18 protein-coding genes, 1 pseudogene and 1 riboswitch are annotated in these 17,351 nt (G+C 27.8%); of the genes and pseudogenes, 17 read left to right on the forward strand and 2 right to left on the reverse strand.

Translation table 11 applies throughout. From position 1 onward, the window contains the following. Positions 1-174: 174 nt before the first annotated feature. The 15 genes and pseudogenes from KGF42_RS14310 (at position 175) to KGF42_RS14380 (ending at position 13,659) form a co-directional block, all read left to right on the forward strand. Positions 175-1,947, forward strand: a complete 1,773-nt coding sequence (locus tag KGF42_RS14310; protein WP_227826557.1) for an ABC transporter ATP-binding protein — start codon at positions 175-177, stop codon at positions 1,945-1,947. Positions 1,948-1,959: 12 nt separating this feature from the next. Then, positions 1,960-3,783: an ABC transporter ATP-binding protein gene (locus KGF42_RS14315; RefSeq protein ID WP_227822078.1), complete on the forward strand. Its 1,824-nt coding sequence runs from the start codon at positions 1,960-1,962 to the stop codon at positions 3,781-3,783. A 117-nt stretch (positions 3,784-3,900) separates the two neighbouring features. Next, complete coding sequence (locus KGF42_RS14320; RefSeq protein ID WP_107594844.1) at positions 3,901-4,446, forward strand: NADH peroxidase; 546 nt, start codon at positions 3,901-3,903, stop codon at positions 4,444-4,446. Positions 4,447-4,829: 383 nt separating this feature from the next. Continuing rightward, positions 4,830-5,534 carry a CPBP family intramembrane glutamic endopeptidase gene (locus tag KGF42_RS14325; protein ID WP_227822077.1) on the forward strand — a complete coding sequence of 235 codons (705 nt, stop codon included), beginning with the start codon at positions 4,830-4,832 and terminating at the stop codon, positions 5,532-5,534. Between the two features lie 119 nt (positions 5,535-5,653). After that, a pseudogene (locus tag KGF42_RS14330) lies at positions 5,654-6,146 on the forward strand (dienelactone hydrolase family protein); the annotation flags it as partial. Between the two features lie 57 nt (positions 6,147-6,203). Next, the gene (locus KGF42_RS14335; RefSeq protein ID WP_227822076.1) at positions 6,204-6,695 is read left to right on the forward strand and encodes a transporter substrate-binding domain-containing protein; all 492 of its coding nucleotides are present in this window, start codon (positions 6,204-6,206) and stop codon (positions 6,693-6,695) included. After that, entirely contained in the window at positions 6,677-7,006 is a 330-nt protein-coding gene (locus KGF42_RS14340) for an EAL domain-containing protein (RefSeq protein ID WP_227822075.1), read from the forward strand. Before KGF42_RS14335 ends, KGF42_RS14340 begins: the two co-directional genes overlap by 19 nt. Positions 7,007-7,319: 313 nt before the next feature. Next, positions 7,320-7,532: a FeoA family protein gene (locus tag KGF42_RS14345; protein ID WP_021384253.1), complete on the forward strand. Its 213-nt coding sequence runs from the start codon at positions 7,320-7,322 to the stop codon at positions 7,530-7,532. 12 nt (positions 7,533-7,544) lie between these two features. After that, complete coding sequence (locus tag KGF42_RS14350) at positions 7,545-7,766, forward strand: FeoA family protein (RefSeq protein ID WP_021384243.1); 222 nt, start codon at positions 7,545-7,547, stop codon at positions 7,764-7,766. Between the two features lie 97 nt (positions 7,767-7,863). Continuing rightward, complete coding sequence (feoB, locus tag KGF42_RS14355; RefSeq protein ID WP_227826558.1) at positions 7,864-10,020, forward strand: ferrous iron transport protein B; 2,157 nt, start codon at positions 7,864-7,866, stop codon at positions 10,018-10,020. 25 nt (positions 10,021-10,045) lie between these two features. Then, a complete protein-coding gene (locus KGF42_RS14360; protein WP_054273457.1) occupies positions 10,046-10,198 on the forward strand; it encodes a FeoB-associated Cys-rich membrane protein in 153 nt (50 codons plus the stop codon). 180 nt (positions 10,199-10,378) lie between these two features. Next, positions 10,379-11,089 (forward strand): AIM24 family protein, encoded by a 711-nt coding sequence (locus KGF42_RS14365; protein ID WP_054273501.1) that lies wholly within the window; start codon positions 10,379-10,381, stop codon positions 11,087-11,089. Between the two features lie 82 nt (positions 11,090-11,171). After that, positions 11,172-11,942, forward strand: a complete 771-nt coding sequence (locus tag KGF42_RS14370) for an ABC transporter permease (protein ID WP_227822072.1) — start codon at positions 11,172-11,174, stop codon at positions 11,940-11,942. Continuing rightward, complete coding sequence (locus KGF42_RS14375) at positions 11,935-12,666, forward strand: ABC transporter ATP-binding protein (protein WP_227822071.1); 732 nt, start codon at positions 11,935-11,937, stop codon at positions 12,664-12,666. The genes KGF42_RS14370 and KGF42_RS14375 overlap by 8 nt, the downstream gene beginning before the upstream one ends. Beyond that, positions 12,667-13,659 carry an NrtA/SsuA/CpmA family ABC transporter substrate-binding protein gene (locus tag KGF42_RS14380; RefSeq protein ID WP_079740021.1) on the forward strand — a complete coding sequence of 331 codons (993 nt, stop codon included), beginning with the start codon at positions 12,667-12,669 and terminating at the stop codon, positions 13,657-13,659. A gap of 97 nt (positions 13,660-13,756) precedes the next feature. Here the strand turns inward: KGF42_RS14380 and KGF42_RS14385 are convergent, their stop codons facing one another. Continuing rightward, on the reverse strand, positions 13,757-14,353 hold the full coding sequence (locus KGF42_RS14385) for a DUF3793 family protein (protein ID WP_227822070.1): 597 nt from the start codon (positions 14,351-14,353) through the stop codon (positions 13,757-13,759). A gap of 245 nt (positions 14,354-14,598) precedes the next feature. Between KGF42_RS14385 and KGF42_RS14390 the strand changes: the two genes are divergently transcribed. Continuing rightward, a complete protein-coding gene (locus KGF42_RS14390; RefSeq protein ID WP_227822069.1) occupies positions 14,599-15,198 on the forward strand; it encodes a hypothetical protein in 600 nt (199 codons plus the stop codon). Positions 15,199-15,366: 168 nt separating this feature from the next. On the opposite strand, the gene KGF42_RS14395 is transcribed toward KGF42_RS14390, so the two are convergent. Continuing rightward, complete coding sequence (locus KGF42_RS14395) at positions 15,367-15,834, reverse strand: DUF6194 family protein (RefSeq protein ID WP_227822068.1); 468 nt, start codon at positions 15,832-15,834, stop codon at positions 15,367-15,369. A gap of 109 nt (positions 15,835-15,943) precedes the next feature. On the opposite strand from KGF42_RS14395, the gene KGF42_RS14400 reads away from it, so the two are divergent. Beyond that, on the forward strand, positions 15,944-16,888 hold the full coding sequence (locus KGF42_RS14400; protein ID WP_227826559.1) for a helix-turn-helix transcriptional regulator: 945 nt from the start codon (positions 15,944-15,946) through the stop codon (positions 16,886-16,888). A 335-nt stretch (positions 16,889-17,223) separates the two neighbouring features. Further along, positions 17,224-17,330: riboswitch (SAM riboswitch) on the forward strand. Positions 17,331-17,351 lie beyond the last annotated feature (21 nt).

Here is a 17,351-nt window from a genome sequence, read left to right on the forward strand (position 1 = left end):
ATATAATAGTATGCTATAAATATATATAAATATAGGAAATAAAAACAAATAATTTATAAAATGTATAGTATAAAAATTAATAATAAAACAAATATTTATAATTGATATAATCAATTAAATTAGCCATTGTGATATAATTTTAATAATGGGAGAATTCTATGAAGGGATGATTGAATGAGGTATTTTAAAAAATACATAAAAAAATATATAGCACTATTTCTAACAGCAGTATTTTTTTTGACATTGGAAGCTTTTTGTGATTTAGCTCAACCAACTATAATGGCAAAAATAATCGATATAGGGGTTTCAAATAAGAATTTAGATTACATATTATCAACAGGAGCTTTAATGATAGGGATAACTTTTTTAGGTGCAATATTTTCAATAATAAGAAGTATAATCTCAGCAAGAGTTTCTCAATGTTTCTCGTATGATTTAAGACAGGATGTATTTGAAAAGATAAATACATATTCATTAAAACAAATAGATAAATTTGGTAGAGCTTCACTAATAACAAGAATTACTAATGATATTAATCAAGTACAACTTTTTGTTCATGGAATGATGAGAGTTTTTATAAAATCTCCAATCATGTGTATAGGAAGTTTAATTATAGCCATAAAATTAAACTTAAAGATGTCAGCAATTATCCTAATTGCAGTTTTAATTATATTTATCATAATATTACTCAATATGAAGGTAGGATATAGACTATTTAAAAATGTACAAGAAAGTACAGATAAAATAAATTCAAAATTAAGACAGTTTTTAGGTGGAATAAAAGTAGTCAAACTATTTTGTAGATACGATTATGAGAACAAAAGTTTTGAAGAGTTAAATAATGAGCTTTTTAAAAATAGTAGAAAAGCTACGACTATGATGTCATTTTTTAGACCAACAATTACAATAATTATTAATGTATCCATAATAATATTATTATTGATTGGAAGATATTTAGTTTATTCAGGAGAGATTAAAATTGGGATTATAGTTGCTTATGTAAATTATATGACTAGAATATTGACATCACTTATAATGATTTCACATGTTTTTAATGTCTTTGTTAGAGCAAAAGCTTCTTATGAAAGAATAAGTGAAGTTTTGATTGATGATGAAGAAGTAATTGAGAAAAATACTAGTTTAGATAGTGAAGAAAAAAATTTGGAATTTACAAATGGTGATATAATCTTTGAAAATGTAGATTTTTCGTATAATAAAAATACATATGAAAAAATATTAAAAGATATATCCTTTAAAATAGAAGAAGGTCAAAATATCGGTGTTATTGGTCAAACTGCTTCAGGAAAGACTTCTTTAGTAAATTTAATTCAAAAATTATATATAATTGATAGAGGAGATATTAAGATTGGAGGAGATAGTATATACAGTATTTCTGAAGAAAGTTTAAGGGAAAGAATAGGTGTAGTATTTCAAAATAGTAGTGTATTTGGAAAAAGCGTACTAGAAAATATAGTTATGGGAAATAAGGATGTAAGTAGAGAAGATGTTATAAAATCATGTAAGATAGCAAATGCAAATCAATTTATAACAAAATTCGAAAATTCTTATGATGAGGTTTTATTTCAAAGGGGTAAGAATCTATCAGGAGGACAAAGACAAAGAATTACTATAGCTAGAGCTATAGCAAAAAAACCACAAATATTAATTCTTGATGACTGTTTTAGTGCAATGGATATTAATACAGAGACAACTATAAGAAAGAATATAAAAGATTATATAAACGCTTTAAGAGAAAAGGAAAACAAGAAATGCACTGTAATAACTATTTCACAAAAGATTAGCTCTATAATTGACTGTGATAAAATTTTAGTCTTAGATGAGGGAGAGGTGGTTGGATTTGCTACACATGAAGATTTACTGCTTAGTTCTCCAATTTATAAAAAAATTTTTGAGTTGCAGAACTTAGCAAATGAAGATGTAAATTAAGGAGGAAGCATATTGAATTTAAGTACTGGAAATCAAAAGGTCAGTAGGTTAAAGAAAAAAGAAAAGCCTAAAGATTTTAAAAAAACTTTTAAAAAAATTTTTATGTACTTTAAAAAAGATAAAAAGATTACTAGATTTATTTTTTTGCTAGTAATAATTGAATCAATTATATCGACTATAATACCATATACTCTCGGAAAAGTAGTTGATATAATAAATATTGAAACCTATTCAAAATCCATTTTTTTTAAAGGAATAATTATTTTACTTTCATTTTATATAATTGAATTTTCAGTTAAATTGTCTAAGGGTATATGTACAGCTAGATTATCTCAAAGTATAGTTAAAGAGATGAGAAGTAATTTATTTTTAAAATTTAAAAATCTACCAATAACCTTCTTTGATAAAAGTTCTACTGGAGATATTATGAGCAGGATAACAAATGATGTTGATAATATTAGTACAGGAATCTCAAATTCATTAGTACAATTAATTACAGGAATCTTAAATATATTAATGACTTTTATTATGATGTTTATATTAAGTCCAATTTTAACCTTTTGTAGCATCATATTAATACCAATTGTAATGTTTATAAGTAATTTTATTGCAAAGAGGACTAGAGTTCTTTTTAAGCAACAACAAGTTGAGTTAGGAAAGCTAAATTCTCATATTGAAGAAATGGTATCAAATATAGACATGGTAAAATCTTTCAACTATGAAAGAAAGTCTGTAAATGATTTTAAGGAAGTTAATGATAGACTTCTAAATATTTCACTTAAATCGCAAATTTATACATCTCTTTTAATGCCTATTATGAATGTGATTAGTAATATAGGGTTTGCAACAATATGTATTATAGGTGGTGTTCTTGCATCTAAGGATATTATAACTATAGGAGTTATAGCTAGTTTTTTAAGTTATGTGAGGCAATTTACAAGACCTTTAAATGAGTTAGCGAATCTATTTAATACATTACTTTCAGCCATAGCTGGATGCGAAAGAGTTTTTGAAATTATGGATGAAAAAGAAGAACAAGAAGTAGATAGTGTGTTTAAAAGTAAGCTTAATAACAATAAGAATGATAATTTAGATTCTCATTTTGTAAAGGGAGAAATTGAATTTAAAAATGTAAGCTTTTCTTATGACTCAAAAAAGAAAATTTTAGATAATATAAACTTAAGAATCAAAGCTGGTACATCAAATGCCATTATAGGAGAAACTGGAAGTGGAAAAACAACAATTATAAATCTAATTACAAATTTCTATTATATAGATGAAGGAAGTATATTTTTAGATGGTGAGGATATATATTCTATTGACAGAAACTATTTGAGAACTTGTTTTGGAGTAGTTCCACAAGAAAGTTATATATTCAATGATACGGTTATGGAAAATATAAGATATGGTAATCTGAGGGCTACTGATGAAGAAGTTATATATGCTAGTAAAATAGCAAATTCACATAAATTTATAATGAAAATGCGTGAAGGATATAGCACTGTATTATCGGATAGGGGTGAAGATTTAAGTGAAGGTCAAAAACAACTAATAAGTATTGCTAGAGCAGTCTTAAAAAATGCCCCTATACTTATTTTGGATGAAGCTACAAGTAACATAGATATAGCAACAGAGGCTAAGATTCAAGAGGCAATAAATAGTTTAACTTATGGAAAGACAAGTATAATTATAGCCCATAGATTAAGTACCATATCAAATTGTGATAATATAATAGTTTTAGAAAATGGTAGAATTGTGGAATCTGGGAATCATAAAGAGCTGATAAAATTAAAAGGACATTATTATAGAAACATACTGTTAACACAAGGAAAATAAGTATTTAGAAAAACTTTTTTAAAAAATTGTTTAAAGGTATATGCTGCGGGTATATATAGATTAACTTAATAAATAAAAAATTTAATTTGATATATAAAATTTAGGAGGAAAGTAATTATGAAAAAATTTGTTTGTACAGTATGTGGATATATACATGAAGGAGATGCTGCACCAGCACAATGTCCAGTATGTAAAGTTGGAGCTGATAAGTTTGAAGAAATGAAAGGTGAAAAAAATTGGGCTGATGAGCATAGAATAGGTGTAGCTCAAGGTGTAGATGAGGAAGTAATTGAAGGCTTAAGAGCTAACTTCGTTGGTGAGTGTACAGAAGTAGGAATGTACTTAGCAATGAGTAGACAAGCAGATAGAGAAGGTTATCCAGAAGTAGGAGAAGCTTATAAGAGAATAGCTTTTGAAGAAGCTGAGCATGCTGCTAAATTTGCAGAACTTCTTGGAGAAGTTGTAGTTGCAGATACAAAAGAAAACTTAAGAGTTAGAGTTGACGCTGAGTATGGTGCAACTGATGGAAAATTAAAATTAGCTAAGAAAGCTAAAGAATTAGGATTAGATGCTATACATGACACAGTACATGAAATGTGTAAAGACGAAGCTAGACATGGTAAAGCATTCTTAGGATTATTAAATAGATATTTTGGAAAATAAATTTAATATAAAATAGATTTTAAGAGTATCTTATTTTATAATTTTTAAGATTATAAGTGAGGTACTCTTTTTTAGTTATTAACTTTTAGCTAAAAATGATTAATATTTGAACAGATTTTTGTAAAATTAATCGAGAGGCACTAGGAAGCAGTAAACAAAAACTAGTAGGTAGAAAAATATTGCGATTATTGGGTTTATATCTATTTTTTACTATGTGAAATAGGGATAATAATTGTAAAAAAGTTAATACATACTTTTTGTATCAAAATTAATGAATAGAGTGGATATATAGATATATCAAAATTTGACTGATGTAGGATAAATATGATATACTATTATCACTAACAAATAAAAAGAAATTTGACGGGGAGGTAATAGACCTAATGTTTAATATTGAAGTTGAAAATAAGGAATACAAGCTATTATGTAAGAACTATTCTAAAAATGACGGAATAAAAGCAATATTTCTTTATTTAATAACTATGTTAAAATTGTTTTTACAAGGATATATATATAAGACAAATTTAAGTTCAACTATTTTAACTATGTCGCAAGGAATACTTTCAATCTTAATGTTATTTGTAGGATTGGGGTTTGTATTGTTCTCAAAAGAAAAATTAAATACAATTGGAATTACAAGAAAAAATTTAAAACAAAGTTTTTTGTATGGAATTTTGGGTTTTATTATACTCCTAACTTTCATTATTTTATCCAATACAATTATAGAAGGGAAAAAAGTTGTTTTTCAATTGCCTACGATTATTACAGTTATTATATTTATTGTTGCTGCAATTTCAGAAGAAGTTGTTTTTAGAGGATATATTCAAACAAGATTAACTGGATTGATAAAAAACAATGTAATTACATCATTTATAAATGCTTTTCTTTTTCTATCCGTGCACTATCCTGTAAGATGGATAATATTTGGATTTTCAATTACAATTTTACCTGGATTTTATGTAGTATGTCTTATACTTCTTCACTTTGCATGTGATTTAGTATATAGAAAAACTAATTGTATATGGGGTTCGTACTTACTACATGTACTATATAATATATTTACAGCAATGTTGGTTTTTACTATTTGACCAATTCCAGTTTGGTAAGCAGTTGATTGTAAAGGGTTGGCTAATTTTGTAAATTAACGGGCATAATTATAGGCATGTGTCTAATTAAGGAGGCATGTCTTTTTGATTTTTTGGTAAAGGTGGTGGATAAGCTGATTAAGTATACACATAAAGGAGATATAGCTATTGTAGTACTACATGAAATCTATGGAATTAATAGCTTTATAGAAGATATTTGTCAAAAGTATTATCAATATGGATATGATGTATTTTGTCCTGAACTTTTGAGAGAAAAAGATTTTTTCCATATTCAAAAGCCCAAGAGGCATATGATTTTTTTAAAATAATGTTGGGTTTGATATTTATAAAAAAGTAGAAAAATTTATAAATGATTTAAAGTCAGAATATAAATATGTACTTGTTGTTGGGTATAGTGTAGGTGCAACAATTGCATGGAGATGCAGTGAAGATTCTCTTTGTGATGGTATAATTTGTTGCTATGGTTCTCGGATTAGAGATTATATGGATGTAATTCCAAAGTGTCCTGCCTTATTAGTATTTGCAAAATATAATTCATTTGATGGCATGAAAGTAGCTGTGATTAGAGGGAATTTTCATAATATTGCATTTGAGAAGTATAGAGAAAAAATAATTTTTCAGTGAAATATATATTGTAATTCTATTGGTGAATTGATTGAGTCTGTCAATGAAAATAAGGCAGATGCACTTGTCTGTGGAAGTATTATAGATGCTAAAGGAATGAAAATAGTTAGTAAGTTCTCTGTAGAACCTTTTTATTTTGCTACTACAAAAGAGAAACCTAACTTAGCAAAAGAACTAGATTATGCTTTAAAAGAAGCAAAAACGAACGATATGTATTATGAGTTGGAATTATATAAAAAGTATTTTAAAAGAGAGATTACCAATTCCTTAGCATTTACTTGTCAAGAAATAAATTTTATTAAAGCAAATCCAAAGCTTACTATGGTATACGATTTAGATTGGTCTCCTGTTGAGTATTATGATAAAGAAAGTAATTCATTTAAAGGTATAAGTTCTGATTTAATGTCAATTATATCAAAAAAATGTGGTATAAAATTTGAATATATTAAAACAAAAAATTATAATGAAAGTCTTGATTACATAAAAATGGAAAGGCAAATATGTTATGTGGTTCAATAAATGAATATAATAAAGAAAAACGATTTAATATGAAATTGACAAACCCGTACATAAATATTCTAAAATTAGATAGAGCATTTTTTACAGAAAAAGATGAGAATAATAATGAAAAAATTGTTATATCTAATGTCATCAGAATGGCAAAGGAACTAAAAATGAAGGTAATATCAGAAGAGGTAGAAACTGTTTCACAAGTAGAATTTTTAAAACAAATTGGGTGTGATATGGTACAAGGATACTTGTTTTCTAAACCAATACCTGTAAAAGAGTTTGAGAAAATCGCTTTTAAAAAAGAAGAAAACAATATATAAGTAATGTGAAAACTTATAAATAGAGATGCTTTAATATAGTTGAATATGCTATTTTAGAGCATCTTTATTTTTATATGAATTTTTATGTGGTTTATTAATACAATGAATCAAATGAGAAAAAAAATCAAAAGAATACAATAATCACTTGCAAAACTTATACTATTGTGATAGACTTAAATCAAAATTAGGAATTGTAAAAAGAAGGGAAAAAATAGGTGATTATTTTAACAGGTTAAAATTTAAGATATTATAATTTATACATAAGATAACGATTGCTTGTAAATTTAAATTAGTTTAAGAGGGGGAATATTATATGATGCCATTGATATTATCAAATACAGGTGAAGAAGTAGTTATAAAGAAAATTTCAGGAAGTGATAAGACAAGAACTTTTTTAAATAGTATAGGTTTTGTAGTCGGTACAAATGTTAAAATAATTTCTAAGATAGATGGCAATTTAATAATAGATGTAAAAGATACTAGAGTTGCATTAGATAAAAAAATGGCAAGTAGAATAATAATATAGGGAGGTAATGGTATGAACAGACTAAAGGATATTAAGTGTGGAGAGACTGTAAAAGTCAAGAAATTAGAAGGAGAAGGAGCCACACGAAGACGTATAATGGATATGGGGATTACAAGAGGGGTTGATGTATTTGTAAGAAAAGTAGCTCCTCTTGGAGATCCAATTGAAATAACAGTCAGAGATTATGAACTATCAATTCGTAAATCAGATGCAGAAAAAATTATTGTGGAATAATAAAATTAATTAGAATAGGGTTAATGTAATTATATAATGAGAATGATTTTCTGTATCAAAACAGTTATGTATCTAAATAATAATGGAGGGAATGGAAATGTCAATAAAAATAGGTCTCATAGGAAATCCTAACTGTGGTAAGACAACAATGTTCAATGGGCTTACAGGCTCATCGCAATATGTTGGTAACTGGCCAGGAGTAACAGTTGAAAAAAAAGGTGGAAAATTAAAAGGAAATAAAGATGTGGAAATAGTAGATTTACCAGGTATTTATTCTTTATCTCCATATACATTAGAGGAAGTAGTTACACGTAATTTTATGCTAGATGATAAGCCAGATGCAGTAATAAATATTGTAGACGCATCAAATATAGAGAGAAATTTATATCTTACAACTCAAGTTTTAGAGTTAGGTATACCAACTGTTATAGCTCTTAATATGATGGATATTGTTAACAAGAATGGTGACAAGATAAATATTAAAAAACTATTTGAAGTTATAGGTTGCCCAGTGGTAGAAGTAACAGCAGTTAAAGGTCAAGGCATTATGGAGGCTGCTGAAAAGGCAATTGAACTTGCAAGTAGTAACAATAAATTAGATTTTAAATTGCCATTTGTTGATGAAAGTAAGGAAGCAATAGAAAAAATTGAAAAAATAATAGAAGAAAAGACTCCATACATAGATATGGAAACACGCTGGCTAGCTATAAAGCTATTTGAAAGAGATGAAAATGTTATACAAAAGCTTGATATCTCTAAAACAATATTGAATAGAATTGAAGAAATAACTAGAAATTGTGAAGATGAATTGGATGATGATAGTGAAAGTATAATAACAGCTAATCGTTATGAATTTATTAGTTCAATAATTTCAAATATAATAAAGAAAAATAGAAAAGGTAAGGAAACTGTATCAGATAAAATAGATAAGATTGTAACAAATCGTATACTAGCATTACCTATTTTTGCACTTATAATGTGGGGAGTTTACTATATAGCAGTAAGTTCATTGGGGGCTATAGCGACTGATTGGACAAATGATGTACTGTTTGGAGAAATTATTCAAGGTAATGTAAGTAATTTTCTAGCTTCTTTAAATGTAGCAGAGTGGTTACAAGGACTTGTAGTTGACGGGCTAATTGGTGGAGTTGGAGCAGTATTAGGATTTGTACCACAAATCATGCTTTTATTCTTACTATTGTCAATATTAGAAGATTGTGGATACATGTCACGTGTAGCTTTTATAATGGATAGAATTTTCCGTAAGTTTGGTCTTTCAGGAAAATCATTTATACCAATGCTTATAAGTTCAGGTTGTGGAGTTCCAGGAGTTATGTCAACTCGTACTATAGAGAATGATAGAGATAGAAAAATGACTATTATGTTAACTACATTCATTCCATGTGGAGCTAAGATTCCAATAATAGCATTATTTGCAGGAGCATTATTTGGAGGTGCTTCATGGGTAGCTCCATCAATGTATTTCTTAGGTATTGTAATGATAATCATCTGTGGAATTATATTAAAGAGAACTAGTTTATTTGCAGGAGAACCATCTCCTTTTGTTATGGAATTACCTCAATATCATATTCCAAGTGCAAAAGGTGTTTTGATACACATGTGGGATAGAGGAAAAGCATTCATAATCAAAGCAGGAACAATTATATTTGTTGCTTGTGGAGTAATTTGGTTCTTACAATCATTTAACTGGTCATTACAAATGGTAGATGCTGGAGAGAGCATATTAGCTAGCTTAGGAAATATAGTTGCACCAATATTTGCACCTCTTGGATTTGGAAACTGGCAATCATCAGTAGCAACAGTTACAGGTCTAGTAGCTAAAGAAAATGTAGTGGGAACATTTGGAGTTTTATTTGGTATATCAGATGCAACAGAACAAGACCCAGCACTTCTTGGTTCAGTTGCAAGTATGTTTACAGTAGCCAGTGCATTTGCATTTATGGCATTCAATATGCTTTGTGCGCCTTGTTTTGCAGCTATTGGAGCTATAAAAAGGGAAATGGGTTCATGGAAATGGACATGGATTACATTAGGATTCCAGACTTTAACAGCATATATAGTTGCTCTCCTTATCAATCAAGTTGGAAGTTTAGTTCTAGGTACTGGAGGGAGTATTGCTGGGGCAATAATATCTATAATTATAGCAGTAGCAGTAGTCTTTGCAGTTTTAACTTATTCAAATAGAAATATGAAAAAAGAAAAAATTGGTAAATTAAGTTATATGAAAAATTAATTCATATAAATAAGGAGTGATGAATATGGCTACATTTATTATAGCAGCTATTGTAGTAGTATTAATGGCATTAGCTGTAATGCATATGGTTAAAAATTCAAAAAAGAATGGTAGTAGTTGTGGATGTGGTTGTTCTGGATGCTCAAGTAGTAAGAGTTGTCATAGTACTAAGAGATAGATAAGATAAGAGCCTGATAAAAAGTTTAAATTACTTTATTATCAGGTTCTTATTTTTTATATAAATAACAAATTTCATATTTGAAGTAGGTTAGACTATGTTGTAATTTTACTGTATAATTATAGACAAATATATGATTAGGAGGGATTATTGCTAAATTAAGCAATATGAGTGAATATTATGTTTAAATTTGATATAACAAATGAACTTATGTGTATAGCAAGGGGAAGTGGTAAATTTTTTGCAAAAAAAGGTGCTATGGTAGCCTTTAAAGGAAATTTTAATTTTGAAAAATTGTTATTAGGTCCAAATAATGGTGGTGGTTTAGGAAGAGCATTATTAGGTCATGTTCAAAGGTCATTGACAGGAGAACAAATGCCAATAATGGTTGTTGAAGGTGAAGGTGAAATTTACCTAGCTCAAAATGCTTATCATGTAGATGTAATATCAATTGACCCAGGTGATTCAATTTATGTTGAGAGTGAAAACTTATTGGCGTTTTCTGAACAATTAAACTACAGTGTAAAATTGATTGGCTCAGGGGTAATATCTCAAAAAGGTCTTTTTACTACACATTTAGTAAATAAAACAGGTCAAAATCAAGATGTTGCTATAATAACAGATGGTAATCCTCTAATACTTGAAGGACCTTGTTGTGTTGACCCAGATGCATTAGTAGCTTGGACTGGAAGAGAACCATATCCTAAAGTATCAAAACTATCATGGAAGACTTTTATTGGTCAGACTTCAGGGGAATCTTATCATATGGAATTTGTTGAACCTGGACAAATAGTTATTATACAGCCATCTGAAAGATTGTCTGGATTAAAAACAGATTCTACACCTTCTGATAGAATGAGTTCAGGTGGATTAAGGCTTGGTATAGATTAAATTTTATTATAGATTAATTATTATTTAGGATATTAAAAAATAAAAAGGGTGGTAGGGATAGGTATGTTAAAAGGAGTTTTATATGTTTGAGAAAATTCATAAAAAGTTAAAAGGATATTATATTTTTTTTATAATCTTAATTTTATGGAAGATTGTATGTGTTTTAGGTATATGGAATAGCTATATTCTGCCACCACCTGAAATAGTTCTAGATACTTTTATAAAAATGATATATGATGGTTCTATTTTCTTAAATGTTTATGCCAGCATAAGAAGAATATTGATAGGTTTTTTAATAAGCTCATTGATAGCAATACCACTTGGAGTTGTATTTGGGGTAAATAAAAAAATGTATGAATACTTCAAACCATTATTTGAATTCATGCGAAGTACACCTCCACTAGCTTTGGTTCCAATGCTTATTTTATGGTTTGGTATAGGTGAAGAATCTAAAATTATAATTATCATTTTGGCATCCTTTTTTCCAATATTTTTAAATACACTAAAAGGTATAAAAAATTGTGACAATAAATTAATAGAAGTAGGTAAATCTTTTAATTTATCTAAAAAGAGAATTTTTTATAAAATAATAATTCCTAATTCTATGTTAGATATTGTTGTTGGACTTAGTTTAGGACTTGGATATAGTTTTAGAGCTATAATTGGTGCAGAACTTATTGCAGCTTCTTCAGGGCTAGGGTATTTGATTTCTGATGGAAAAGATATGTCTAGAACTGATGCTGTATTGGTAGGAATTTTTGTTATTGGATTTTTAGGTATACTTTCAGATTATCTATTTTCAAAGGCAATAACAAGATTTAGCAACGGGAAGCAGGTTGATTTAAATGGTTAGGAATGGATTTTTACTAGAAAATATATACAAAAAATATTTAGTTGATAATAAAGAGCATTTAGTTCTTGATGATATCTCTTTAAATATATCTAGTGAAGAAATAACTGTTATATTAGGCGAAAGTGGATGCGGAAAGACAACTTTACTTAGAATTTTAGCAGGTCTTGAAAATGCAACTAGTGGAAATGTATATTTCTTTAATGATGATAAAAAGTGTATTCCAAAAGTAGGAGTGGTATTTCAAGAAAGTAGACTTATGCCTTGGCTGAATGTAAGTGAAAATATACTTTTACATACTGAAAAAAATAATAGAAATAAAGTTGATTTAGACAAGTATTTAAAAATGATGAAGCTTGAAAAGTTTAAAAATTCATATCCAAATGAATTATCAGGAGGAATGGCACACAGAGTAAGTATAGCAAGAGCGCTTTCCTTTAATCCAGATATTTTACTAATGGACGAGCCATTTGCAGCACTAGATTATTTTACAAGAAGAAAAATGCAAAAAGAAGTTGTACATATCCACAAAAATACTAAAAAAGGTGTAGTATTTGTAACTCACAATATCGAAGAAGCTATGGAAATAGCAAAGAAAATAATTGTTTTTAGTAAAAATAAAGGGATTAAACAGTTTAGTGTCGAAGATGAATATAATAGAGATTTAACTAAAAGCTATTATATAAGCTTGAAAAAAGAAATATTAAGGGAATTGGGGGAGTTTTAATTGATTAAAAGAAGCAAAAAGATTTTAGCAGTAATGACATCTTTAGTAATGGTGTTGGTTGGTACTGTAGGTTGTTCAACAACAAATGATGAGAAAGATGCACCTGCAAAAAAAGAAGCTAGTTTACCTAAGGAAATAAATTTAACTTATGTAAAATCACCACTTAATGTTCCTAGTATATTAGAAAAAAAGGATGATTTATTTGGAAAGGAATTTAAAAAGGACAATATAAAAGTTAATTTTCATGAATTGACAACAGGACCAGAACAAACTCAAGCACTAGCAGCAGGTGAGCTAGATTTTTTACATGCATTGGGGGGGACATCTGCAATAATAGCAGCTTCAAATGGTGTTGGTCTTAAAATTACAAATATTTATAGCCGTTCGCCAAAAGGGTATATGCTTATAACTAATAATGAAAACATAAAATCTATAAAAGACTTAAAAGGTAAAAAAATTGTAGGACCAAAAGGAACTATACTTCACCAGTTGTTAATTGCTGCACTTGCTAAGGAAGGATACACTATAGATGATGTTGAATATGTAAATATGGATATCCCTAGTGCTGCTTCTGCATTAGAAAGTAAAAGTGCTGATGTCGCAATGCTTGCAGGACCAGTAGCGTTAAAAACAATAAATTCAGGTGCTAAAATGATTGTAAATGGAGAAGGATTAGTTAGTGGAATAATAGTTACTGCGGTAAGTGATGATTTTGCTCAAAAATATCCTGAATTAGTAAAAAGATTTATGAAGGTTCATGAAGAAACTTTAAAATATATGGATGAAAACAAGGATAAAGTAATGGATGTTGTGTCTAAAGAAGTCGGTTTATCTTTAGATGAAACAAAAGAAATGTATTCTTGGTATGATTTTAGTTCTAAAATAACAGATAAGGATATAAAAGAATTAGAAGATACACAGGAATTCTTAATGTCTAACGGAATGCAAGAAAAGAAAATAGATATTAAAGATATGTTATACAATCAAAATTAGAATATTTCAAAATATTAAAGCAGAAAATACACCCTTGTTTATTATAAAATTGTATAGTAAAAAGGGTGTATTTTTATTATTATACATAAAAATACAATTAAAAACAACTTACTATTTTATCTACACTTATGTAGTCTAGTAATTTTCTCATTTTCTTACGATGAAGTAAAAACTTGGAATATGTGTCTTCTGATTGTTTTGTATCGCCATAAACCTTCCAATATTTAATCATAGAAACTTCGTAATTGCTATATCCCATAAATCCAATTACATCTTTAAGAGGGTATCCTAAAAAAATACCTATTTCATCAGGAAAAACATCGCCCTTAAGCTTATCTATTAAATGTTCTAAATAAGCATTAACATTCGTATTTTGTTTGTATCCTAAAAACTTTAAAAAGTTTACTGTTTTTTTACATTTTAATTTTTCTGATAATGCTTTTTTGTTTACAAATAGTATTTTTAATCCTTTTTTCTCCTTGTCAATAACTATAAAATCTATCTTTTTACATTTATATAGATATTCGTGAATATCATTAATTTTTTCTTCTCTATTTACGTCAGTAAATGAAATATTTATTATTTCAGCAGGTTTAGAACCTAAAAAAACTGGACCTAAAACCTCTAAAAGCCATTTTATATATGATGATTCAATTTTATTTTTACAACAAAATTGTGAATTACAACAAGACATAAAAGATAACCTCCCTTAAATGAAAATTAATATCAATTAATTAAATTATACTATGAATGATAATCAATATCAATAATAAAATTATATTTTTTTAGTTTCGTTATTTATCTATTATGATTTCCAAAAAAATAAATTATATCTTGTTTAATTTTAGTAAATAAAAAATAAAAATAGAGAAATACTAAATTTAGAAAGAAAATAATTAAAATTCTTGGTAGTATAAAACATCTAGGAGGGTAATAAAAATGAAATTAAAAAGAACTTTATTTGTAGGATTAGCATTAGCATTAGCTATAGGAATGACTGCATGTGCTAGAGAAAATGAAAAACCAAGTGAAAATGCAGGAAAAAATCCTAATGAATCTGTAAATAACAATGAAGGATATATGAATTATTATTCAACAAGTTATAATGATTATATAGCAGGCTTAAATAGATATTCTATTTATGATACTCCAGAGAGTATAAATAATCAGTTTAAAGATAAAGAATATCCAGGAAATGAAAAATATTTAAGTGATGTAAAGGCTGCGTATAAAGATAGTAGAGATAAAATACAATCATTTGTAACATCTCTTAAAAAGGATGGTAAAACAGAAGATACAGAGTTAAAGAAAATGAATGATGACCTAATCGCTGAAGGTGAAAGATTAGTAAAAGATATAGATGAGAGAATAAAAAAATTAGATAATGTATCTGATGAAGACATGAAAAAAGGTCAAAATGACTTCGTGAAATTAGTTCATGGAACTGAAGATGTAGGAAATGATATAGGTAGTGGTTTTAGAAAAATGATAAAAGATATGAATGATAGATTAGGAATAACAGGAAATAATAAAAAATAATAAAACAAATAGCATCAAAATTAAAAATAAATATTTGAAATAGAGCGAAGCCTTATAAATAGTATATTTTTTGGCTTCGCTTTTTTGTATGTTATCAAAATACCCATTTTTATCTTGTCATCTCAATATCTTTATTATAATTTACTTAGAGGTTACTGTCTTATGTTTTTACTTGTTTTTTCTCTTTTTAAATTTTTGTTTTGCAAAATTGTAGGCTTCTTCTATTAAAGTTTTAAAGTTCTCAAATGTATTTTCAGTAGGGCTTAGGACGCATATCCATCCCATCCATGCATAGATAGGGTGTGGCATGACTGTATCCAATGATGTAAAATCAAAATCCATATTAACTATTTGACCAACACCTGGACGTTTTGGAATATATCCAAACATTTCAATAAAAGTTTCTTTTTTTAATCCTATGTTCACACGGTATACATTTGGACGACTAACCAATGAGCCTTTATCATTATTACTGTCTTTTTCTTTAATGGTAAGAACATATACTCCTCGTTTTAAAACACCATTGGGATTGTAGTAGATTGCTCTTTCGCCCCAACTATTCATTAGTACAACATCATCTAAATTTGACAGACAATAATTGATAATATCATCAGCCTTAATGATATTATTTTCCATAAAATATCAGTCCCTTCTTTTTTACTATTATTATTGCTTTAAATGTAAGAATATCTTATCATAGAATAGTGACAATTATTGTCACTATATTGAAATTAGGAGTATGATTATGTCAAGAGCTGAGCGTTTAATTGAACTGATGATAACTATAAATGCAAAAAGAAGTTTTACAGCAGGAGAGTTAGCAGAAGAATTTTCTGTATCAAAACGTACAATACTAAGAGACTTACAGGTGTTGGAAAATATCGGATTTCCATTATATTCAAAAGTTGGAGCGGCTGGAGGATATCATATACTTAAAGAACGTATACTTCCACCAATTACATTTTCAGAAAGTGAGGTAAAATCTATATTCTTTGCATGTCAATCACTAGAATATTATAATGATTTACCATTTGAGCAAGAAACTATTTCTGTTTTAAAGAAATTCTTAAATTGTATCCCAAATGATATTCAATATAATATTGAGAATATGAGGCGTAAAATTGTTTTTTGGACACCAGATAGGCACTGTCCAACACCATTATTGAAGGAGTTATTTGATATAATAATGAATGGTTCTACAATTAAGATTGAATATTCATCAAAGCAAAAAAATAGTGTGCGTGTCATTATTCCTATTGGTTTGTATGCCATGAATGGACTTTGGTATTGTCCAGCCTACTGTATAAAATCAGAGTATGTTAAGGAGTTTCGAGTAGACCGAATTGTGAATATTTTGAGTATAGAAAACGTATTAAATAAAAAATATAAGGTTTCATCTTCTATACATGATTATCTTGAGAATATGGGAGTAGGTACAGATTATCATATTAAAGTTAATTTGACGGATGTGGGTGTAAAACGTTGTGAAACAGAATTTTTGTTGGCAAGAGGATTGAAAATTTTGCCTAAAGGTGGGTACATAGATATGCATATACCCAAATCTACACTTGATTGGGTAGCAGAATATTTTCTAACCTTTGGAAAAGATGCTACAATAATAGAACCAATAGAACTCAAATCTTTGATAAAATCTAAAGTGTTGGAGCTATACAATCATCATTGTCTTTAACTAATATTATTTTATGACACAATTATTTTTAAATTATTCTGTTTAGGGTAAAATAGAGTTTTGAAAAAATGTTAACTTTCTCACTTTATTTTATAGGTGATTTAGATATATTAGTATCATTTAGTATATTTTTTATAATAATATTCTATAGCTACATAGGGATTCATAGACATTAAAATATAAAGTGTTAGGAGCTAGAAAACCAACAAAAAATAGTTATTTGTTTTTACATAGTAATAATAAAAAATAAAAAATTTAAATAAATTCATTGACAAATATTATTAATGAATATATTATATATAACATAGCAACAAATGATAATCGAATTAAATAACGTCTTATCAAGAGTGGTGGAGGGACTGGCCCTTTGAAACCCGGCAACCAGTATATTTTATATACATTGGTGCTAAATCCTGCAACTAATATAGTTGATAGATGAGTATAAATAGCTTTCTAAGCCTGA

Origin of the sequence: Clostridioides sp. ZZV15-6383 (assembly GCF_020657735.1) — a bacterium.
Taxonomy (GTDB): domain Bacteria; phylum Bacillota; class Clostridia; order Peptostreptococcales; family Peptostreptococcaceae; genus Clostridioides; species Clostridioides difficile_D.